The following is a 21,236-nucleotide window of genomic DNA, read 5'->3' on the forward strand; positions in this document are numbered from 1 at the left end:
CGTTGCTTGCGCAGCTCGCTCCAGAGAACGTCACGCTTGCATGGATTACAGCGCAGAGCCTTACGGGCAATCAGGGTCAAGGCGTCAAGGTTGGTGTGCTGGATAGCGGTGCGCAAGCCAACAATCCCGCGCTGCTCAATCGCATCAGTTGGTTCCAGGATTACGTGGATCCCAGTAATACGACGCCGCAGGATACGGATGGTCATGGAACCATGATGGCGGAAATCATCGGCGGAACGGCGAATGCCAATGGTTCGGGCAACAATCCCTTCGAGGGTGGCGTGGCGCCGCAGTCTTCGCTGTACATCGCGAGGGTTGGTGACAGTAGCGGCAATGTCGACCTCAGCCTGGTGCCACAGGCACTTGCCGACCTGACTGCGCAAGGCGTGAAGCTGATCAACAATTCCTATGGAAGCACCACATCCATTACTGGCGTAGCTCCAACCGATCCGCAGATTGCCGGGAGCTATGCGGTCTATGCTTCGACCGCGACCAATGGTCAGTTGATGGTTTTTGCGGCAGGTAACGAAGGTAAGTCTCAGCCAAGCATTGAAGCAGGATTGCCTTATTACGAACCTAGCCTGCAGAACAACTGGTTGGCGGTGGTGAATGTCACGTTGAACGCCAATGGGCAGGTGACAGGCCTGGACACCACTGCCACCTCCAACGCATGTGGCGTGGCCGCTCCCTGGTGCCTCGCGGCGCCGGGTTATATCTATGTTTCCCCTGTGGCCAACACTCCATTCTCCACTGGAGCCGGCGACGGTACATCCGGATCGGCCGCTGTTGTCAGTGGTGTGGCAGCGCTCGTATGGCAAAAGTTTCCGTTCTTTACCGCGTCCAATGTGCAGCAGACGTTGCTGGGTACGGCTACCAATCTGGGTAGTCCGGCTTATTACGGCTACGGGTTGGTGAATGCCGAGGCGGCGGTTAATGGACCAGGTCAGCTCAACTGGGGTGTTTTTGACGTCAACGTCCCCACAAGTCAAACCGCGGCTTTCTCGAACAACCTCTCCGGCGGCGGCTCGCTGCAATTGGATGGTGCAGGATCGCTCTTTTTGATGGGGATGAACAATATCGGTGGCCTTACCGTCAATGGTGGCACGCTTTATGTGTCGACCGGTACCACGACCACGGCGAGCGAAACGACTGTCAACGGCGGTCAACTTATCGTCGATGGTACTTTGGCTTCCAATGTGGTCGTCAACCAATCAGGGGAGTTGACGACCGTTGCAACAGGAAATGCCATCAACGGCAACGTTCTCAGTAGCGGGATGGTCTACACGGGAGCTGGCGGGTCCTTGCAAATCAACGGCAATTACACGGTCATTCTGGCAACGCAGGCCGGGTCGCCGACTGAAACGGAAATCACTCTGACTTCGCCGCTGGAAGTTTCCGGTGTGGCGACCTTGAACAAATCCTTGCTAATCGTAGATCTGCCGTCTGGCTACACGCCGCAGGCGAACGCGCTCGTGTTACAGGCGAATGGAGGCGTATCCGGTGTATTCGGATCGGTCACGGTCGCCAACAGTGTCTATACCAGCGGTAGCCTGTCCTACACGGCTACCCAGGTCGATATAACCCTCAACCAGGCATCGGTTTCGGCTGTCGCACAGGCTGCGATGCCTGGGCTGGTCACCACACAGCAGACGGCCGAGCACATCCAGGCCGCATTGGTAAAGGCCAATCAATGGGTCGCTTCGGATCCTTCGTCGCATGCAACCTTTCTCGATGCGGCAGGTGACTTTTTACACGTGAGTTCCATGGCGCAGGCCGCGGCATCGATCAATAGCCTCTCGGGTCAATTGCTGGCATCTTCACAGGGGCTCACGTTTGAGCAGGCAGGCATCGTCAACCGAACTGTGGCCGATCGCCTCGTTGATATCGATGATGGCAACGCGCAACAAGGCGCTTGGTTCCAAGGCACCGGCGCAGATGGTGATATCGCGCGCAGTGGTTATGCCACTGGCAATTACAGCGGTGGCGGTTCCGTAGCCGGTTACGACATGAAGCTCGCTGACGATTTCATGCTGGGCGTGGGCCTGGATTGGAATCACCTGGGTTCGAGCTACAGCCTGCAAGGCGGTAACAACACCTCTCGCAGTACGGGTGCGATGCTGTATGCCAAGTGGACGGCCGGTAATGCGTACCTGTCGGGCCGCATGGGCGAAGATTGGATTCACAGCGACACCAGCCGTTGGGGTGTGCTTGGTGTAGTGCCCGCTGCCATCACCAGTTCGCGCAATGATGAGATGACGTCCGCTTATCTGGAGGCGGGCTACAACGTGAAGTCGGATGCATGGACGACCACACCCTTCGTGTCGGCTGGCGATGAGCATCTGGATCGTGGTGCGATCAACGAGCAAGGTGCGGGTGGTTTCGGTATTGCCGCGCCAAGCGATGATTTCAACCAAAGCTACGCGCAGCTCGGCGCACGTCTCGCTTATCGTTGGGCGTGGGGTGATGGGCAGCTCTCGTTGAAAGGCTATGCGTTGTATCAACGTATCCTGGGCGGCAAGGATCTTGGTTTCACCGCCGCCTATGCCGGAGCACCCAACGCCACCTTCGAGCTTGAAGGTGTGAACTCACCACGCAACAGCGAATGGGTCGGTGCAGGTTTGAATGCGGTCATGAATAACCACTGGTCGTGGTATCTGAATCTGGATGGGCAATTCGCAAGTGGTGGCACCAAGGCGCGGATGATCAGTGCGGGGGCTCGCTACAGTTTTTAATCGAACAAGGGTGATGCCAAGCGGCCGGTGTCGCAAATTCATGCGATGTCGGCCGCTTGGCACCACAGCGTCATTTCACTGACTCTTCACGTCAGCGTATGGTCTGCGTGCTCGGGAAAGCGCGGAATGGCACGCGCCGAGGATCTCGGCTCAAGACAGTTGTGTAACTTGCCGTTGAGCTTGAACTTGTACTGCAGCGGCCATCAGCGACTTGGTTTTTCATCTTCACGCCAGCGTGAAGATGTGGCCTGATTTTCAGGTATTTTCCTGAATGACCTGAACAAAAGAGCCCGAAAATAGCTGGCATTCGTCTTGCTTCGACCCTCCCTGGGTTTTGCAGTCATAGATGGCTGATGGGGTGATACGTCAATCAAGTCGGGATGTATGCGTGCCACGCACACATTCACTTGTTTGATGTTTCTGCTGACGTCTCCTTCAGACGTCAGGCGCCGATGCGCTTCAGCCATTTTTCTGCCGACTGACATGGCTGCGCTGTGTGCGATTTGCACCAGCGCATGGGGAATAGCTGTCTCGATTTCCCAAGCCGATCATGCGTGCGCTTGTCAGCACGTGTTGTGGTTTATCTCAATGCTTGACGGGCAGGGTTGTAGTGATGGGTCGTAACAACGTATTGGCTTTTTCAGTTGCATTGGCATTGACGAGTTCATTGAGCGCTTGTGGCGGAGGAGGAGGCAACGGCAATGTGCAGTCTTCGACAGCCGCGTCGGCAACCGTATCGCCTGCTTCGTCGGTAACATCTACGACAACGCCGTCACCTACGCCTTCACCTTCACCAACACCCGCCGCAACCATTACGACAGCACAAGTAGCAGTCGAATTGCGTCAGCAGTTGGATCCGGAAAATGTGCCGACAGCATGGGCTTCGGGTGGATCTTCCACCAGCGTGCAGGGGCAGGGTGTGAAGGTGGGTATCCTCGATACCGGCGTGCAAGCGAACAATCCGGCATTGAGCGGTCGTATCAGTTGGTTCCAGGATTATGTGGATACCTCGAACACTACGCCTACCGATCCGGTGGGACACGGTACGGTGGTGGCGGAAATCCTGGGTGGCACCGCTAATTCGGATGGTCCTGTCGACTATCCGTTCTATGGCGGCGTTGCGCCGCAAGCGTCGCTTTATGTCGCGCGCGTGGGCGATGCTTCAGGCAGTTTCAACATGAGCTTGATACCACAGGCGTATACGGATCTGCTTAATCAGGGCGTGCGACTGTTCAACAACTCGTACAGTGTCGAGCAATCCATCACTTCGCAGACTACCGGCGCGGGCAGCTTGGTTGCGCAGGAGCAGGCGTATTTTCAGCCTGCGATCAATGCAGGAAGCCTGCTGGTTTGGGCGGCAGGCAATAGTGGCAACAGCCAGCCGAATGTGGAGCCGGGACTGCCCTATCTCGAGCCGTCGCTGCAGAAAGGCTGGCTGGCGGTGGTCAATGTGATCATCAATGCGTCCGGTCAGGTGGTTGGTCTGGACAATGGTGCGGAACCGTCGAACGCATGCGGTGTTGCCGCGCAGTGGTGTCTTGCAGCGCCCGGCAACCTTACTTTCTCACCGGTAACGGGAACATCGTTTTCCACCGGTGCGGGTGAAGGGACGTCGTTCTCGGCGCCAATCGTGACGGGTATTGCCGCGCTGGTCTGGCAACGTTTTCCCTATTTCACCGGCAACAATGTGCAGGAAACCTTGCTTGGTACGGCCACTTCGCTCGGCGATCCATCGTTATATGGCTACGGTCTGGTGAATGCCGCAGCGGCGGTGAATGGGCCGGGCGCGCTGAACTGGGGTGTCTTCGACGTCACGATCCCCAGTGGTGAATCCGGTACGTTTTCCAACAACATGAGTGGCAGCGGCACACTGCAATTGGACGGCAGCGGCAGCCTCACGTTGACCGGTACGGATAATTTCGGCGGTGTCACTGTCAATGGTGGCGATCTGACGATCACAGGTGCTGATACGTTCTCGGGTGATGTCGCGGTCAATGGTGGTGCGTTTATCACGAACAATTCGTTGACTGCGCAGGCGATCACGATTGCGCAAGGCGCCTCCCTGTTCGCGTCGGGGATTGTTGCCGGAAACATCTCCAATGCCGGAACGCTCAACAGTGTTCCGCCGTCTTCATCGCCATCGCTGCAGATTCAAGGCAACTACTCGGCATCGTCATCCGCCAATACCGTGGTGCAACTGGGTTCACCGATCAAGATATCCGGACAGGCGGCACTCAACAGTTCAACCGTTACCGTGATTAGTACGAGCGCCAGTGAAATGGCAGGCATGGTGTTGCAGGCGGTCGGTGGCGTGGCTGGTCAATTCGGTACGCTGGTGGTGCAGGGAAGCGTGTTCAGCAGCGGCTCGCTGAGCTACACACCGACCGAAGTGAATGTTACGCTATCCAATGCGCAGGTTGCCGGAGTAGCGGCTGCAGCGATGCCAAATGTCGCCACCACGCAGCAGACGGCGCAGCACATCCAGACGGCGTTGAACCAGACCTATTATCCGGCTGCTACGGCCAGTGCGTCGGGCAGTTCTGCATTCGTGAGCGCCGAAGGTCAGTTCTTGAACGTCACATCGATCCAGCAAGCGGAAGCGTCGATCAATTCGCTTTCCGGCCAGATGCTGGTGTCATCGCAGGCGCTGACGTTCGAGCAGGGCGGCATCGTCAACCGTTCGATCGCCGATCGGCTTGCTGATCTGGATGACGCGCCGAGTCAGCACGGCGTTTGGTTGCAAGCTACCGGTGCGAACGGCGATATCGGTCAAAGCGGTTACGCGACCGGCAAATACAGTGGTGGCGGCTCCGTCGCAGGCTATGACATGGCGGTCGGTGATGACGTGACACTTGGTGTCGGCGCGGACTGGAATCGCCTGGATGCCAACTACGATCTGCAGGCGGGCAGCGGCAGTTCGCGTGCATTTGGCGGGATGCTGTACGGCCGTTACAACACGGGAGCGGCCTATATCAGCGCGCGCGCTGGCGAAGACTGGATTTCCAGCAGCACCAGCCGTTGGGCGATTCTCGGAACGAACGGTGATGCAATCGCCAGCGACCGCAAAGATCGGCTCACTACTCTCTATGGTGAAAGCGGCTATGCGATGCATGTATCGGACTGGACGATAACGCCCTTTGCATCCGCCAGCTTCGAAAGCCTCGATCGCGGTCACATCGCGGAAGAAGGTGCCGGCGGATTCGGGATTACCGCTCCGGGGGACACTTTCAATCAAACCAGTGGCCAGCTAGGCGCACGCCTCGCGTATCAATGGAACTGGCAAGGTGGGCAGACCACCTTGCAGGGATATGCTTTGTATCAACGTGTGCTGAGCGGAAGCAATCTGAGTTTTACCGCGGCCTATGCGGGAGCACCGGCTGCAAGCTTTCAGCTGGAAGGCGTGAACTCACCGCGCAATAGTGGATGGGCGGGCGTCGAGGTGACGACGCAAACGGCGAGCAGGTGGATTTGGTTCGTCGATCTAAGTGGCGAATTTACTGGTGGGCGTACCGATGCGGGCATGATCAGTGCGGGAGCACGGTTTCGCTTCTGAGGCAACCATCGAAGGCGGAAGTGGTCATGCCGAAGCTCTGAACGTTCGAGCTTCAGCGTCTTGCCTGTTCCATCGATGGATGACCTGCCGCGCAGCTACGTCTTGTCGTGATGATCCGACACATGCGCATGTTCGTGTTCGTGATGTTCGGTATTGACGTGGCGCTCGTGCAGCTCTTCGCTGGTGTTCAGCGGTAATTCCTGCTGCTCGGCAGGGTGTTCCTGTTCTTCCTTGGGGTGCACGGTTGCTTTCGCGGGCTGTGCTGTCGCGGGCTGTTCAGCGGCAGCGGCGACAGGGCGTGCGCTTTCCTTCTCCGGATCGCCACCGGTGATCTTGAGGATGGAGTGGCGCATGTCACGTGCGAGGATAACGCGGGCGTCGCGCACCATGTCTTCCAGGGCGCTGTCGTAGTCGAGCTTGCCTTGATCGTCGGTCCATACCACGCGGCGTTCCCGCAGTTTCTGGATGAAGCCGCGGAACAGGGCCTTGTCGAAGAATTCCGGTGCGGACGGTTCGCTGAGCAGGCTCAGGCGCTGCGCGGTGAGCGTGCAGATATTTTCCAGTTCCGCGGCGGTCACGGTGTGCGGACCGTTCTTCACCAGCGCGGCGATGGCGATGTAGTAGCGCTCGAAAGCCTGGATCAGGCTGCGTGCGATCACCTTCAGCTGATAAGCCGCGTCATCCTGGCCCGGGCCACGTTCCAGTACGCGGCCTTCGCCGGAGGCTTCCAGCAGGCCGCGGCGTACGAAGAAGTCGATAGTGGCTTGCAACTGGTGGCCGAAGCCTTCGCTGTCCCAAGGCAGGAACAGTTCGCCCTGGATAAAGGGATAGATGATGCGGCCCAGACGCAGAATGGAGGCGCGCGTCATGCGGCGGTTGTTGAGGAAGCAGCACGCCACCCATGCCGCAGGCGTAATCAGGTGCTGTACGTTGTTGCGGAAGTAGCTCAGCAGAACCGCCGGTTCCCCTTCCACCGTGAGCACGTCGCCGAGCGGATGACGCACGCGGGTGATCCAGCCCATCTGTTCGCCATAGGCGATGATGGCATCGGGCGCCATCGGCGTGAGCGTGATGCGGTCTGAATAGGGCAGTTCTTCGAACAGCGCCTTCATCAGTTCCAGCTGCGACAGCAGATCATTTTCCGCCATCGCATGCTTGGGCGTGGCGAGCAGAGCCAGAGCGAGCAGATTGATCGGATTGATGTCCGCTGCGCGGTTGATGTTGATCTGGATTTGCTCGGCCAGCTTGTCGACCACACCGTTGAACCATTCGGGCTTGGCATTCGGATCGGTAGTGGTATCGCGCCAGTCCTTGCTGGCCGCATCGAGCATCGGCGTCAACTCGATCGGCTCGCCGAAATTCAGCGCTACATGGCCATAGCGTTGGCGCAGCACGCTCAAGCCGCGGATCAAGCCGATCAGCGATTCCTTTTCTTTCGGCTTGCCGGACAGCTCGCCGGCGTAGCTCTTGCCCTCCATGAGCTTTTCGTAGCCGATGTAGACCGGCTGGAACAACACCGGGCGACGCGGCGCACGTAGGAAGGCGCGCACGGTCATGGCCAGCAGGCCGGCGCGCGGCGCCAGCATGCGGCCGGTGCGCGATCGTCCGCCTTCGATGAAGTATTCGATGGGCACGCCGCGGTCGATCAACTGCGCCAGGTATTCGTTGAACACCACGGGATACAGCGCATTGCCCTTGAAGCTGCGGCGCAGGAAGAACGCGCCACCGCGACGCAGGATCGGGCCGATCAGCGGCAGGTTGAGATTCACGCCTGCAGCAATGTGCGGCACCACCACGCCGGAAGCATTCAGCTGATACGACATCAGCAGATAGTCGGCGTGACTGCGGTGACTGGGCACGTACACCACTTCGTAGCCAGGCGCTGCGGCGCGTGCCTTGTCGAAGTGATGCATGGTGATGCCGTCGTAAAGCTTGTTCCAGAAGTTGCGTAGCAGGAACGACAACGAACGCACCACCGGATGCGAGTAGTCGGCGGCGATCTCCATCGCCATCTTATGCGCGCGCTCCCACGCCTTGGCGTAGCTGATGTTTTCCTTGGTCGCCGTGGCGGTGATCGCGGTGCGCACGGGTTCGGCATTGAGCACGGCATCGACCACGGTGCGGCGGTGCGAAAGGTCGGGGCCGATTACCGCCGCGCGGATGCGGCGGAAGTGGGTGCGCAGCACGCGCGCGATCTTTCGTGCGAAACGCTCCGGTTGCAGCTCGATGCTTTCATCCATCACCGCACGCAACGATACCGGTGCAGAGAAGTGCACCACGGTGTCGCGCCCGTTGAGCAGCAAGGCGAGCATGCGGCGGAAGCGGCCGACCATCACCCAGTTTTCCGAGAACAGCACGCTAAACCAGCCGGTTTCGCGCGAGGGTGCGCGGCCGACGTAGATCGATACGGGCACGATCTGGACATCTCGTTCAGGGAAACCTTCCAGCGAGCGGATCAGCTGGCCGATCGGCTGATCGGGCGAGCGCTTGCGATTGCGGCCGAACACCTCGCCATCGCGGCGAGCCAGCGCAAACACCGAGCGCTTGCGCCGGGTGTGCGGCAGCGGCTGCATCGGGCTGGGCAGCCCGGCTTCGCGGCAGGCGCGGTCGAGGATCAGCGCGTCGGAAAAACCGTCGCGCTCGATCACGTAGCACACAGGGGCATCGCTCTTGAGGAGCGCGGCCGGCTCGGCTGGGTCGCGGCGGATGCGAACCCAGGGCTCTAGCAGGTGCCCGGCCAGATTGAACCACCAGGGGGCGCGGCTGCGGTAAGTGGTTTCCGCGGTCGTTATCGTCGGCATCTGCCTATTCTATCGTTAGCGGGTTGTGGGCTGTGATGGCGGTGTGAGAGCGCCAGCCTCCAGCTTCCGAGCAGCCCTGCCTTGCTTCACCGTCATCCCGGCTTGCGCCGGGATGACGAGCGCGTTGATTCGGAACACATCGAAGGCGTGCGACTACGGCTTCGCCGCCATCACGTTCCCCGTCGTCGAGGCGCTGGCCGGCGCTTGGGTGCTGGCCGCAGGTATGGGCGCGCTGGCGCTACTGGCTGGTGCGCTTGGATGGAGCAATTGCTCGTGTTCGGCGCGGGCGCTGTTGATGAGATCCTGGCTATACCAGCGGCCATCGACCAGCACCAGTTGCGAATCGGTGGTGAGCGGCTTGCCAAGCAGGGTGTAGTCAATCTTCACGTGGGCCTGGCCGTGGTCCATGCTGATCGTGGTGGCTTTGACCGAATTGAGCGCGTCATCGACCGAAAGGCCGTAAATGTCCAGCAATTGCTTCACCCCGCCAAAGCCAATGGAGTAATTCTTCATGGCGGTGTCGAAATCCATGTTCTGCACTTGGTCGGCGCTCTTTAGATCGAGCTGGCGCGCGGTGACCACCACCACGCCGACGGCCTGTTTGGCCTTGTCCTGATCGAACCAGGGCGTTTGCTGGGCCCAGGGCAGCAGCACGTTCAGCGCGTCGCGCGCTTGTTGTTTCTGGGTTTCCGTCATCGTCTTGTTCTGGGCGATGCCGGTGGTGAGGATGGCTTGGCCGATACCGATCATCACCGGTAGCTGGTCGTGGTACTGCGCCTCCAACTGCGCCAGCTTGGGCTTCAGTTGGTCATAAAGAGTGGTTTCGGCATTGGGCGCGGTGATCTGCTGCACAGCCTGGGTGAAGCGGGCACGATCCCCATCGGTAATCGGGCGCCGGTCGGGGTGCGGCAGTTTCCAGTCGTTGCGCAGGTTGGCGTAATCTGCCGGGGGCAGGGCGTGTTTCCAGAAACCATCGAAGTCGCCGGCTTTGATCAAGGTCACCGATTGCTGCACGGCCGCTTCCGGCGTATCGCCGCCGGGTACCGCAACGTTATCTTCCTTTTTGTGGCACGCGACCAGCGCGAACATCGCCAGAACCAGCAGGCTACGGCCAAGTATCTGAAAACGCATGGAATCTCTCACGTAGGATGGCGGTTTATGGCCCGTCGAGGCCGATGGCGGCATCAAGGCCGCGGTGCATCTTAGAGCCTGTTTCATGTCTGCTTATAGCTTGCGCCGCCGCCGCGGTTGGCACTTGGGGCGCAGATCACACGGGCATGCAGAAGGCCGTCAAAGAAAACCCCACGGGCGTTAGGCCTCGCGGGGTCATGCCGGCATCGCCGGAAGGGAAATGGCCGTTGCCCGCAGTAAATTTGGAGGTCAGCAGGATTCGGCGGAGCCCATGATACGGATCTGACGAACCTCAAGCAATACTTGAGATATCTATCTCTAAGTCATTGATATTTAAATTAGTCAACGCGCAAAGCATCGATCTTTTGCTGGCGGCGCTGGTCCCGCGGCGCGCTCCACTCGTTGTTGAATAGCGCGGGCTCCCATGAGCCGTAGGTCGGGTTGGGCAACACAAACCAGCGGCTGCCGATCCACTTCGTGTACGGCACCATGGCCTGGTTGCGGCCGGCGTCAGTATTGCTCAACACGCTGACAAAGTCGCCGAGCTGGTCGCCGAACTGCATCAGTACACGATAGTGCTGGCCCACCAGCTGGCGGCGGCAGCTCTTCTCCGTGCCCACCTGATCGCAACCGCGCAGGATGGTGCCCAGGCCGAGGAAAGCATCTGGCCCCGACACCGGCAGGCCGGCGTGGCGCAGGTTGTCGATGGTGGCCGTATCCAGATCCTGCGAGCGGTTGGAGATGTAGATGACGGCGACACCGTGCTTGGCCGCGAACTGGGTGAATGCGACCGCGCCAGGCAGCGCGCGGGCGCGTTTCTCCTTGCACCACTTGGCCCAGTCGGCCTCGTTGTATTCGCCGCCGTTGCGGATCAGCCGGGCCTGATAGGGCGAGTTGTCGAGCACGGTTTCGTCGATATCCAGGATTACTGCCGGCTTCAGGCCCTTGTACGGCGCCGTGCGATCCTCGGTGGGCAATGCATCCCAGCTCTTGTCTTTCAGCGCGGTGAGCAATTGCGACTGCGCGCTGCGATAGGTTTCCAGGTAGACCAAATCATGTTCCAGCGCCGTCTGACTCCAGGCGACAGCATTGAGATTGTCATCGGCAGCAACGGTGGGCTTGGTGGCCGGAGCAGGTGCAATCGGTGCGGCAGAAGCCGGAGCATGTGATGCCTGATTGGCGCAGCCCGCAAGCACCAGTGCGGTGCCCAGCAAGGCGGACAAGGATTTGGTCATGAAACACCCTGTAAAAAAGACAAAGGCCGCAGAGGACGGCGCAAGTTTATGACAGACTCGTCAGCATCCGGTTCTGCCAAAGGTGACCAAGGTGCCTGCACTTACTGAGCTAACCCGAGGCATTCGCCTTAGCAGTTACATCATGGCTGCGCTGGCACTGCTGATGATGCTGTGGCTGCATTTGCTGCCTGCGCTGCTGGCCGGCTTGCTGGTGTACGAATTGGTGCATGCCATGACGCCCTTGCTCGGCCGTCGTATTTCCGGCGAACGGGCGCGTTTGGTGGTGGTGACGGTGCTGGGCGTGGTCGTTGTCGGTCTGCTTACCTTGCTGGTGGTGTGGCTGGTGAGCTTCTTCCGCAAGGAAATGGGTGATCCAGATCTGTTGTGGCAGGAGCAGTTGATGCCACTGGTGGAAAAGGCGCGTGAGCAATTGCCGCCTGCGATCACCAACTGGCTGCCGGACAGCGTGGATGAGTTGCGCGTCATGGCCATGGACCTGACACGCAAACACGCGATGAGCCTGCAGAACGTAGGCAAGGAAACTGCGCGCGTGTTGGTGCGCATCATCGTCGGCATGGTGCTTGGTGCACTGGTCGCACTCAATCGCGCGCGTCCGCCGCATCAAGTGGGGCCGCTGGCGGCGGCGCTGGGCGAACGCTGCCAGCATCTGGCCGAAGCGTTTCACAACATCGTGTTTGCGCAGATCAAGATCTCGCTGATCAACACGGTGGCCTCCGGCATCTTCCTGCTTGGCGTTTTGCCCTTGATGGGCATACACGTGCCGTTAGCCAAGACGCTGGTGGTGATCACCTTCCTGGCCGGCCTGTTGCCGGTGATCGGCAATCTGATTTCGAACACGGCGGTGACGATTGCGGGCTTGTCCGTATCGATCTGGGTGGCCGCTGCGGCGCTGGGCTTCCTGATCGTGATCCACAAGCTGGAATACTTTCTCAACGCGCGCATTATCGGCACGCAGATTCGTGCTCGCGCGTGGGAGCTGCTGGTGGCGATGCTGGTGATGGAGGCCGCCTTTGGACTCGCTGGCTTGATCGCTGCGCCGGTCTATTACGCCTATCTCAAGAGCGAGCTTGAGACAGAGGGGATGATTTGAAGGAATCCACCGTAGACTGGGTTGCGCCCGGGTCAAGTTCGGGGTAATTCAATCTGCGTGCATCAGGTCCCGTCAGGCTTGTTGATAGCAGATATCAAGGCATCGTTTTCGATGCGGCCATCCCATGTATTGCCGTGAAGCAATTGCTCCAATGGCAGGCGTGAACGCCATCCGGCTATTTCCAGCTCCGGCTTCGGCAGAAATTCACTGACATAGCCCAGGCACAAGTAAGCCACGGGATAGACGTGCTCCGGCAGCTTCAGCGTCTGCGCCAGCAACACGGGATCGACAATGCTCACCCAACCCACGCCAATACCTTCCGCGCGTGCGGCCAGCCACAGGTTCTGCACGGCGAGACAGGTGCTGAACAGATCGGTTTCCAGCATCGTATGGCGGCCGAGTACATGCGGCCCTCCGCGTTGACGATCGCAGGTGATGCACAGATTGATCGGGCTGTCGACGATGCCTTCCAGTTTCAACCGCCGGTATTGCGTCGCGCGATCGCCGGTGTAGTTGCTGGCAGCATCCGCATTGGCCTGTTCGTAGAGCGCCTTCACGGCGCGCTTGATATCCAGGCTGTCGATCACGACAAAATCCCACGGCTGCATGAAGCCGACGGATGGCGCATGATGCGCAGCCTGCAACAGCCGCGCCAGGATGTCAGGCGCGATCGGGTCGGGCAGGAATTGCGAGCGCACGTCGCGACGTTCGCGGATGGCGCGGTACAGTCCCTCGCGTTGTTCGTCGGTAAAGCTGTGTTCGGTCATGTTGTGGCCTCAGTTGCCGGCAAGCATCGCGGCAATCTTTGCCATGTGCGACTCGGCCGTTTCACGCACGGCCTCCTTGTCGGCTTCCAGGTCCTTGCCTTCCCAGTGCAGATCGTCCTGCGGCAGTTCGTGCAGGAACCGGCTGGGCTGGTTGGAATGAATTTCGCCGTAGCGTTTGGTCTTGGATGACCACGACAGCGTCAGCAATTCTTTTGCGCGCGTGATACCCACGTACATCAGGCGGCGCTCTTCATCCGTGCGGCCTTCATCGATCGCGCCGTCGTGCGGCAGCGTGCCTTCCTCGCAGCCGACGATGAATACAAAGCGGAACTCCAGGCCTTTTGCGGCATGGAGCGTCATCATGCGCAGGGCATTGCCAGGCTCATCGCGGTCAGCGTGACTAAGCAGCGCAAGCTGCGATGCAAGATCGCCCGCATTGTTGCCGCCCTTCTGCATGGCACGGAACCAATCGGCCAATTCGCGAAGATTGCCAAGACGACGATCACGCAGAGCGACGTCCGACGTGCTGCCGGCGATGTGCGCGGCATACTGGGTGCGTGAGAGCACGCGATCGACCAGATCGGCGGCGCTTTCGTGCAGCGATGCGCTGCGCAGTTCATCCAGTAGTTCGGAGAACGAAGCGAGCGCGGCAGCGGGGCGCGGGCTGAGCTGGCGCAGTACGCTGTCGCTGCGCGTGGCTTCCAGCAGAGAATATTGGCGTGTCTGTGCGATCTGACCCAGCTTTTCCAGCGTGGTAGCGCCGATTTCGCGCTTGGGTACATTCACCACGCGAAGAAATGCAGCGTCATCGCTCGGGTTGGTGAGCAGGCGCAGATAGCAAAGCACGTCCTTCACTTCGGCGCGATCCAGGAAGGACAGCGCACCGGTCAGGTGATACGGCACGCGCGCCAGCCGAAGCGCTTTCTCCAGTGGACGTGCCTGGAAGTTGCCGCGATAGAGAATGGCCATGTCATGCCAACGCACCTTGTGCTTTTCCGCCAGGGTGGCCGCCATGCCGGCGATGCGTTCGGCTTCGTGTTCGTTGTCCTTGCATTCGATGATGCGGATCGGCGCACCTTCTGGATGTTCGCTCCACAGTTTTTTAGTGTGCAGATGGGGGTTGTTCGCGATCAGCTGGTTGGCGGCACGCAGGATGCGCTTGCCGCAGCGATAGTTCTGTTCCAGCTTGATCACGCGCAGGTTTGGCCAATCCTTGCTGAGCTGATCGATGTTCTCGGGATTGGCGCCACGCCAAGCGTAGATCGATTGATCATCGTCGCCCACGCAGGTGAAGCTGCCGCGCTCGCCAGCCAGTGCCCTGACCAGGCGGTACTGCGCGTCGTTGGTATCCTGGTATTCGTCCACCAGCAGATAGCGCAGGCGTTCGCGCCAGGTATTGCGGCATTCCTCGTCGCTTTCGAGAATGCGCAGCGGCAGGCGGATCAGATCGTCGAAATCGACAGCGTTGAACGCCGCCAGACGTTGCTGATAAAGGTCGTAAATGGTGGCTGCATCCAGCTCGCGCGGACTGCGCGCGGCGGCGAGCGCTTCTTCTGGCGACAGACCACTGTTCTTGGCGCGGCTGAGTAGATTGCGGATGCCGAACAGCACATCCGGCTTCGCACCCTTGGGCGCGAGTTCCTTGACGATGTTTTCGCTGTCGTCCGCATCCAGCACGGAAAAACCGCGCCGCAGGCCGGCACGCGCGTGTTCCATTTGCAGGAATTTCAAACCCAGCGCGTGGAACGTGCACACGGTCAGCGCCTGTGCGTCCTCCGCGCTGACCAGTTTGCTCACACGCTCGCGCATTTCGCGCGCCGCCTTGTTGGTAAACGTGATGGCGGCGATGCGCGACGCTGCGAGCTTGCGGCGTTGCACCAGGTGCGCGATTTTCTGCGTGATGACCGAGGTTTTGCCGGAGCCTGCGCCGGCGAGCACCAGCAGCGGGCTTTCGACGTGTTCGACGGCGGCCAGTTGTTGGGGATTGAGCATGCGAGGGGCGAAGCGTGGTGCGCAGGAGCGCGGTGCACGATGGTAGCAGCGGGGAGGGGCAAATGGATGGGCGGCGGCATGGCACGGTCGTCCCGAAAAGGTTATTCCAGGGATGACAAGGTGTTAGTGAATCCAGTTGGAAGATCGGGCGGCGCGTTCGGGTCGAACCGCGCCCGATTGGCGTTACCATGTGTAGCCATAGACGCGGTAGGGGACCATGGCCAAGCTGTATTTCTATTACTCGGCGATGAATGCCGGTAAGACCACCAATCTGCTGCAGAGCGCTTATAACTATTACGAGCGCGGCATGCGCACCTTGATCCTTACCCCGGCGCTGGACAATCGCTATGGCGAAGGCATCGTTGCTTCGCGTATCGGCTTGAAGTCTCAGGCGCAGCGCTTCAGCAGCGACGCGGATCTCTATGCGATGGCGCGGGCAGATATCGCCGCGCACGGCGACCTGCATTGCGTATTTGTCGATGAGGCGCAATTTCTGACCAAGGCGCAGGTCTGGCAGCTGAGCGATGTGGTCGATACCTTGAATATCCCGGTGCTGGCCTATGGCTTGCGCACGGATTTTCGCGGCGAATTGTTCGAAGGCAGCCGCTACCTGCTGGCCTGGGCCGACAGCCTGGAAGAGATCAAGACCATCTGCCACACCGGCCGCAAGGCCACCATGGTGGTCCGCGTGGACGAGCGCGGTCGCGCGATTACCGAAGGGCCGCAGGTTGAGATTGGCGGCAACGAACGCTATGTGTCGGTGAGCCGCGCCGAGTTCAAGAAGATTACCCAGGGGCATGGCCGTATCGAGTTGCAACAGCCCAGCCTGCCGCTGGACGACCAGCGCTGATCAGCGCTGCCAAGAAAAAAGGACGAATCCATGAGCAACCCGCTTTATTTCCCCGCCTGGCAGCGCCCGCATTGGCAGCCTAGCGATGAGGAAATCATCGTGCAGTTCTACGTGTTCGGTGATTTTCAGCCGATTCGGGTGCCCTCCGAGCCATACGGCAGCGATGGCTTGCCGGAGGAAGTGGAGTTGACCAGCCACCACCACAGCGCCCTGCGCGAATGGGAAGGCTATCCGCTGAAAGGTTCGCTGGGCGAGTTGTTCAAGGACGATGCGCCTGAAGCTTTCGAGAAAGCCATCGCTGCGCCGCAGGTGCTGGTGCTGCGCGGGCGTTTCAAGGACAGCGCGGATACCGGCTACCTGCGCGACACGCTAGGCGTGATCGCCGGACTACTCGACATGGGCGGTGTGGCGGTGCTTGATCCGCAGATTCTCACTTTGTTCAGTGCGGATGAATGGCGCAAGCGTTATCTGATCAAGGATGGTGCACCGCTGCGTCATCACGTGCTGATTCTGCGTGATGAGGAAGGAGACTCCGATCGCCTGTGGATTCACACGCGCGGCTTGCGCAAGTTCGGCCGTCCCGATATCAGCCTGCACGATGTGCCTGCGCAGGAGTTGGATCGCGCGGGTGCGCTTTGCCAGCGACTGGTCGAGTTGCAGGCACTCGGTGCGCACTTCAAACAAGGGCAGGCGCTGGAAGTCGACGGGATTTTGGGAGGGCTAACGGCGGAGTTGGGTGGCGGGTATAGCGATCCGCAGTTCAACAATACGTATGTGGCGTTCTATTGGCCGTCAGAGCAGGCTTAACCTTCATGGTTGTCATTCCCGTTTCCGCGGGAATGACGGCCGCGGGATTGCGCATCCAGCTCTATTTCTGACAGCGCGGACACCAGAACGTCGAACGCTGTCCGATCACGGTCTGCCGAATCGCGGTGCCGCACACCTTACAGGGCTCGCCTTCACGTCCATACACGAACAGCTCACGGAAGAAATAACCCGGCGCACCATCTGGATTGAGAAAGTCGCGCAGGGTGGTGCCGCCGCGTTCGATCGCCCAAGCCAGAATGCGCTTCACTTCAGCAGCAAGTCGCTGATAACGCGCGCGTGACACCGTGCCTGCGGCACGACGCGGGTCGATGCCAGCGGCAAACAGCGCTTCGCTGGCGTAGATATTCCCGACGCCCACCACGATGGCGTTGTCCATCAAGAACAGTTTTACCGCTGCCTTGCGTCCGCGTGAACGCCGATAGAGCAGTTCGCCATCGAAGGCATCGGTAAGCGGTTCCGGGCCGAGTCCTGCGAGCAATTCATGCGTGATTCCAGGCGGCTGCCACAGCAGGCAGCCGAAACGGCGCGGATCGGTAAAACGCAGGATACGTGATCGCTCGCCTCGCAGCGGTTCGAGCGCAATGTCGACATGGTCATGCGCGCCAGGCGTGACATCAGGGGGCAACACGCGCAGGACGCCAGTCATGCCCAGATGCAGCAAGGCGCTCCCGGCGTGAGTATGCAGCAGCAGGTATTTCGCGCGGCGCTCGACCTCGTCGATGCGTTGTCCGGGCAACAGTTCGGTGATTTCACGCGGAATCGGCCAGCGCAGGTCATTGCGGCGCAGCGTGACGCTTGCAACCCGACGCCCGATCAGATGTGGCGCAATGCCTCGTCGGGTGGTTTCGACCTCAGGCAATTCAGGCATGTCATTCGGCCTTGATGTTCTGGCTTTGCGCTGAACGCGGCATATAGCGCAAGGATACGATGCCTACGCGTTCGCCAACGCGTACATAAGCATTCTGGCCGACGGCCGTCATGCCGCCGAAGTTAATCGTTTGGCCGTCCAAATCCAATTTGGCCTGAGGTGGCGAAAGACCAATTTTGGTCGCGTCGTAATTGTTTGCCTGCTCCCAGCTTTGCACCGGCGCGGCAGCGATGTGAACCAGTTCGCTCAGTCGCAGGTCGTCGGCTCGGACAGAGGCGGTTTCGTCAACGTGCCACCAATGGTCGCCGCGCTTCACATAGTGTTCGGCCGGCGCATTGCCCATTTGCAAGTCAACACGGGTGATCGCATCAGGTTTGATCGGCAGCAAGGTACCGGGCGCGGCAAGCTGATCGCTGTGCAACTGCCACCATGCTGCGGCCACCAGGACGATGACGGCAGCGAGTAGCCAGAGTTGCCGGCGTGCTGCGCGTTTCATGCGCGCCGCCGGCGCCAGGCGATGATGCCGCCAATCACCAGCAGCAGCACCGGTATGACGAGAATGAAGGTGATGCTCAGAATGTCGAGTTCCTGTTGAGACACCGTCAGTACGCGATCCGGCGCGCCGCGCGGCGGCATGTTGATCAGCTCGTCGTCACCCAGCAACCAATCAAAAATGCGCTCGCCGAGCGCACGGTTACCACCATTGCCAAGATAACTGTTGGACAGGAAATCGCCGTTGCCGATCACCACTACGCGCTGCTCGCTCTTGGCCGGGCTGGGCGACAATCGGCTGAGCGCAAAGCCGAAATCCAAGGGGCCTTTGAGTGCATTGGCCGGCGAGCTGTCGAGCGATTGAGTGGTTGCTTGCGGGCTGGAGCGCAGGAACGGCGCGATTCGCCATTCGCTTTTGCGCACTTCCGCCAACGGTGCGACTTCGGGGAACAGCGTGGCAAGCGTGAAACCTAGCGTGATCGGGCTGGGCGGATAATCGCCGAGCGGAATCATGCGCGGATCCTTCAAGCCGAGCGCGGCGGAAGATGCATCGACCAGTTCGCCCGGCAGCACACGAATGCCAAGCGTATCGGCAAGCGGTTGCAGGCTGGGGTCCTGATTGCCTGGATCGGCCAGCCACAGCACGTTGCCGCCGCTGTTGACGTAATCGACCAGCGACTTGGTCGCACCGGTTGATAACGGCGCTTGCGGGCTGGCTAGCACCACCAGATCAGTCTGATCAGGCACCGCAGCCGTCTGCGAGAAATTCAGCGGCACAGCCCGCATGCCGCTCTGCTCAAGCTGCGACACGAACGTGCCCAGATCTGCGTTCGCGACGCCATCGGCGCGGCGTTCGCCGTCGCCGGTAACAAAGGCGATGATGCGATCGTTGCCGCGCACCAAGCGTTCCAGCGCATTGGTGAAGCTGCGCTCGGTGAGCACATCCAGGCGCTGTTCGCGGTTGCGGTAATGCAGGATCAACTCACCGTCGACAGTGATGCCGAGATTGCGCATCGCGGCGGGATCTTTCTGCGGATCGACAAAGCTCAGGTGCAGATCGGCCTTGGCTTGACGATAGCGTTGCAGGAATGCCGCGACCGTCTGGCGCAGATCGCCCTGCGGATTGGCGTAGCTGACAATCTCGACCGGACCATCCAGTTTTGCCAGCACAGCGCTTGTTTCCGGCGACATGCTGACGCGGCTGCCGTAAGTCCAGTCGGCAACATGATCGTGACGGGCTGTCAGGTAGCCGATGGCGAGTGCACCAAGCAGCACCAGCAGTGTGAACAACCAGCCGTGGAGGCGACGCGTGACGGTACTCATCAGCCGCGCTCCCGGTCGGAAGCGAGTCGTTGCGCGCCGAGCGCCAAGGCCACGGCGATGACAAGCAGGAACCACACGATATCCGCACTCGATACCAGCCCACGCAACAAGGTTTCCTGATGCGTGCTCATTGCCAGCCAGTTGAGAAAGCCACTGTTGACGCCAGCCAGCTGCGCACCAAGATTGATGCAGTTCAACGCCAGTCCCACCATCAGTGCCGCGACGGCGGCAACCGAAGGATGCGAGGCGAATGCGGAGCAAGCCACGCCGATCGCGCCCAATACCGCCAGCGCCAGAAAAGTGCCTAAGGTGGCGGCGGCAAGCTTGCCCCAGTCCAGCGTGGCACCGTGCGCAAGGCTCACGGGAATGGCAAGCGCGAGCAGCAACCACAGCGCCAGCCAGATCAGCACGGCAAGGTATTTGCCCAGCAGTATCTGGGTCGACGAGAGTCCGCTGGCGAATAGCAGCGGCAAAGTGCCAGCGCTGCGTTCGCCGGCTAACGTCGACATGGTGAGTAGCGGCACCAACAGCAGCGCCAGCTCGATCAGCCCGAACGGCAAGGGGCTGCCGGTGATGAAGCTGCTGTACATGCGCACCGCCACCAGATCGGTGTAGCCGGGGCCATCGGGCAGTGCGGCCAGTCGCACCTGGTTGAGCAGGAAGATCTGCAGCAGCAGCGCAAAGCGCCAACCCAGCTCAGCCAGAGCCAGCGCAGCCATGATCCATCCGAGCGGGCGTACGAACAGTCGGCGCAATTCGAGCCGCGTCACAGCAAAAAGAATCATGCGGCTTGAGCCCTGCCTGCCACGGCAATGTCGAAGAAGGTTTTTTCCAAGGCGTCGTGATGATCCGCATGCAGCGGTGCGTCGTGGCGCAGCGTGCCTTCGTGCAAGATCGCCACGCGGTCGCATACGGCGGTGACCTCGGCCAACTGGTGCGTTGAAAGAATGACGGCGGTGCCATCGGCGGCCAGTTCGCGCAGCAGCTTGCGCAGCGCGACCACCTGCACCGGATCGAGGGCATTCGCCGGTTCGTCCAGCACCAGCAGGGCCGGGCGATGCAGCAGGGCGCAGGCCAGCCCAAGTCGCTGGCGCTGGCCCTGCGACAATACGCCCGCCAGGCGGCGTGACAGGTCCGTCAGTTCCAGCCGTTCGAGGACGGCGTCGCGAGCCTCGATGAGATGGGCGCCTTGTATGCCGCGCAACCGGCCGTGCGCCTCAAGATGTTCACGCACCGTCAGTTCCGGCCACAGCGGGGCACCTTCCGGCAGCCAGCCGATGACCCGCCGGGCCAGTTCAGGGTGTTCCGAGAAATCCTCACCCTGCAGATAAATGGCGCCACTATCAGGCCGCAGGGCGCCGGCGATCATCGACAGCGTGGTCGACTTGCCAGCGCCGTTCACCCCAAGCAGGCCAAGCACTTGGCCGCCCTGCAGGTCCAGGCTGAGGTCGCGCACGGCCGGGCGGCCGGCACGGTGCCGGACGACCTGTTCGAGTTGCAGTACGGGAGGTAAAGCGGGTTTCGGCGCGTTCATTGCATGATTGTCGGGGCGA

General features: G+C 60.5%; 16 protein-coding genes. 5 read left to right on the forward strand and 11 right to left on the reverse strand.

Annotation, left to right across the window (positions count from 1 at the left end):
• Positions 1-2 precede the first annotated feature (2 nt).
• Entirely contained in the window at positions 3-2,732 is a 2,730-nt protein-coding gene (locus ISN74_RS00930) for a S8 family serine peptidase (protein WP_425488842.1), read from the forward strand.
• A gap of 585 nt (positions 2,733-3,317) precedes the next feature.
• Here ISN74_RS00930 and ISN74_RS00935 read toward each other — a convergent pair.
• Complete coding sequence (locus ISN74_RS00935) at positions 3,318-3,545, reverse strand: hypothetical protein (protein ID WP_188796490.1); 228 nt, start codon at positions 3,543-3,545, stop codon at positions 3,318-3,320.
• Positions 3,546-3,570: 25 nt separating this feature from the next.
• Here ISN74_RS00935 and ISN74_RS00940 point away from each other — a divergent pair, with 25 nt between their 5' ends.
• Positions 3,571-6,285: a S8 family serine peptidase gene (locus ISN74_RS00940; RefSeq protein ID WP_188796492.1), complete on the forward strand. Its 2,715-nt coding sequence runs from the start codon at positions 3,571-3,573 to the stop codon at positions 6,283-6,285.
• Positions 6,286-6,380: 95 nt separating this feature from the next.
• On the opposite strand, the gene plsB is transcribed toward ISN74_RS00940, so the two are convergent.
• From plsB to ISN74_RS00955, 3 genes are all read right to left on the reverse strand, one after another.
• Positions 6,381-9,086, reverse strand: a complete 2,706-nt coding sequence (plsB, locus tag ISN74_RS00945; RefSeq protein ID WP_188796499.1) for a glycerol-3-phosphate 1-O-acyltransferase PlsB — start codon at positions 9,084-9,086, stop codon at positions 6,381-6,383.
• A gap of 153 nt (positions 9,087-9,239) precedes the next feature.
• A complete protein-coding gene (locus tag ISN74_RS00950; RefSeq protein WP_188796501.1) occupies positions 9,240-10,217 on the reverse strand; it encodes a hypothetical protein in 978 nt (325 codons plus the stop codon).
• Positions 10,218-10,555: 338 nt separating this feature from the next.
• Positions 10,556-11,452, reverse strand: a complete 897-nt coding sequence (locus ISN74_RS00955) for a 5'-nucleotidase, lipoprotein e(P4) family (protein WP_188796504.1) — start codon at positions 11,450-11,452, stop codon at positions 10,556-10,558.
• Between the two features lie 142 nt (positions 11,453-11,594).
• On the opposite strand from ISN74_RS00955, the gene ISN74_RS00960 reads away from it, so the two are divergent.
• Positions 11,595-12,563 (forward strand): AI-2E family transporter, encoded by a 969-nt coding sequence (locus ISN74_RS00960; RefSeq protein WP_188796512.1) that lies wholly within the window; start codon positions 11,595-11,597, stop codon positions 12,561-12,563.
• A 62-nt stretch (positions 12,564-12,625) separates the two neighbouring features.
• Here ISN74_RS00960 and bluB read toward each other — a convergent pair whose 3' ends face one another.
• Both bluB and ISN74_RS00970 read right to left on the reverse strand, forming a co-directional pair.
• Positions 12,626-13,330 (reverse strand): 5,6-dimethylbenzimidazole synthase, encoded by a 705-nt coding sequence (bluB, locus tag ISN74_RS00965; RefSeq protein WP_188796514.1) that lies wholly within the window; start codon positions 13,328-13,330, stop codon positions 12,626-12,628.
• Positions 13,331-13,339: 9 nt separating this feature from the next.
• Positions 13,340-15,322, reverse strand: coding sequence for a UvrD-helicase domain-containing protein (locus ISN74_RS00970; RefSeq protein WP_188796516.1), 1,983 nt, complete (start codon positions 15,320-15,322; stop codon positions 13,340-13,342).
• 217 nt (positions 15,323-15,539) lie between these two features.
• On the opposite strand from ISN74_RS00970, the gene ISN74_RS00975 reads away from it, so the two are divergent.
• Positions 15,540-16,172: a thymidine kinase gene (locus tag ISN74_RS00975; protein ID WP_188796518.1), complete on the forward strand. Its 633-nt coding sequence runs from the start codon at positions 15,540-15,542 to the stop codon at positions 16,170-16,172.
• Between the two features lie 30 nt (positions 16,173-16,202).
• On the forward strand, positions 16,203-16,979 hold the full coding sequence (locus ISN74_RS00980; protein ID WP_188796520.1) for a hypothetical protein: 777 nt from the start codon (positions 16,203-16,205) through the stop codon (positions 16,977-16,979).
• A gap of 61 nt (positions 16,980-17,040) precedes the next feature.
• Here the strand turns inward: ISN74_RS00980 and mutM are convergent, their stop codons facing one another.
• The 5 genes from mutM to ISN74_RS01005 are packed head-to-tail and all read right to left on the reverse strand — an operon-like array spanning position 17,041 to position 21,217.
• Positions 17,041-17,868, reverse strand: coding sequence for a bifunctional DNA-formamidopyrimidine glycosylase/DNA-(apurinic or apyrimidinic site) lyase (gene mutM / locus ISN74_RS00985; RefSeq protein ID WP_188796522.1), 828 nt, complete (start codon positions 17,866-17,868; stop codon positions 17,041-17,043).
• 1 nt (position 17,869) lies between these two features.
• Positions 17,870-18,364, reverse strand: a complete 495-nt coding sequence (locus ISN74_RS00990; protein ID WP_188796525.1) for a hypothetical protein — start codon at positions 18,362-18,364, stop codon at positions 17,870-17,872.
• A complete protein-coding gene (locus ISN74_RS00995; protein WP_188796527.1) occupies positions 18,361-19,683 on the reverse strand; it encodes a GldG family protein in 1,323 nt (440 codons plus the stop codon). The genes ISN74_RS00990 and ISN74_RS00995 overlap by 4 nt, the downstream gene beginning before the upstream one ends.
• Positions 19,683-20,468: an ABC transporter permease gene (locus ISN74_RS01000; RefSeq protein WP_188796529.1), complete on the reverse strand. Its 786-nt coding sequence runs from the start codon at positions 20,466-20,468 to the stop codon at positions 19,683-19,685. Before ISN74_RS01000 ends, ISN74_RS00995 begins: the two co-directional genes overlap by 1 nt.
• Positions 20,465-21,217: an ABC transporter ATP-binding protein gene (locus ISN74_RS01005; RefSeq protein ID WP_188796531.1), complete on the reverse strand. Its 753-nt coding sequence runs from the start codon at positions 21,215-21,217 to the stop codon at positions 20,465-20,467. The genes ISN74_RS01000 and ISN74_RS01005 overlap by 4 nt, the downstream gene beginning before the upstream one ends.
• Between the last annotated feature and the right edge of the window lie 19 nt (positions 21,218-21,236).

This window comes from Dyella caseinilytica (genome assembly GCF_016865235.1).
GTDB classification, from domain to species: Bacteria; Pseudomonadota; Gammaproteobacteria; order Xanthomonadales; family Rhodanobacteraceae; genus Dyella_B; species Dyella_B caseinilytica.

Coding starts and splice junctions, on each gene's coding strand:
- ISN74_RS00955 (WP_188796504.1), bottom strand. CDS start 11,452: ATGACCAAATCCTTGTCCGCCTTGCTGGGCACCGCACTGGTGCTTGCG.
- ISN74_RS00935 (WP_188796490.1), bottom strand. CDS start 3,545: ATGGTTGCGGCGGGTGTTGGTGAAGGTGAAGGCGTAGGTGACGGCGTT.
- ISN74_RS00980 (WP_188796520.1), top strand. CDS start 16,203: ATGAGCAACCCGCTTTATTTCCCCGCCTGGCAGCGCCCGCATTGGCAG.
- ISN74_RS00990 (WP_188796525.1), bottom strand. CDS start 18,364: ATGAAACGCGCAGCACGCCGGCAACTCTGGCTACTCGCTGCCGTCATC.
- ISN74_RS00995 (WP_188796527.1), bottom strand. CDS start 19,683: ATGAGTACCGTCACGCGTCGCCTCCACGGCTGGTTGTTCACACTGCTG.
- mutM (WP_188796522.1), bottom strand. CDS start 17,868: ATGCCTGAATTGCCTGAGGTCGAAACCACCCGACGAGGCATTGCGCCA.
- ISN74_RS00970 (WP_188796516.1), bottom strand. CDS start 15,322: ATGCTCAATCCCCAACAACTGGCCGCCGTCGAACACGTCGAAAGCCCG.
- ISN74_RS01000 (WP_188796529.1), bottom strand. CDS start 20,468: ATGATTCTTTTTGCTGTGACGCGGCTCGAATTGCGCCGACTGTTCGTA.
- bluB (WP_188796514.1), bottom strand. CDS start 13,330: ATGACCGAACACAGCTTTACCGACGAACAACGCGAGGGACTGTACCGC.
- ISN74_RS01005 (WP_188796531.1), bottom strand. CDS start 21,217: ATGAACGCGCCGAAACCCGCTTTACCTCCCGTACTGCAACTCGAACAG.
- ISN74_RS00975 (WP_188796518.1), top strand. CDS start 15,540: ATGGCCAAGCTGTATTTCTATTACTCGGCGATGAATGCCGGTAAGACC.
- ISN74_RS00950 (WP_188796501.1), bottom strand. CDS start 10,217: ATGCGTTTTCAGATACTTGGCCGTAGCCTGCTGGTTCTGGCGATGTTC.
- plsB (WP_188796499.1), bottom strand. CDS start 9,086: ATGCCGACGATAACGACCGCGGAAACCACTTACCGCAGCCGCGCCCCC.
- ISN74_RS00960 (WP_188796512.1), top strand. CDS start 11,595: ATGGCTGCGCTGGCACTGCTGATGATGCTGTGGCTGCATTTGCTGCCT.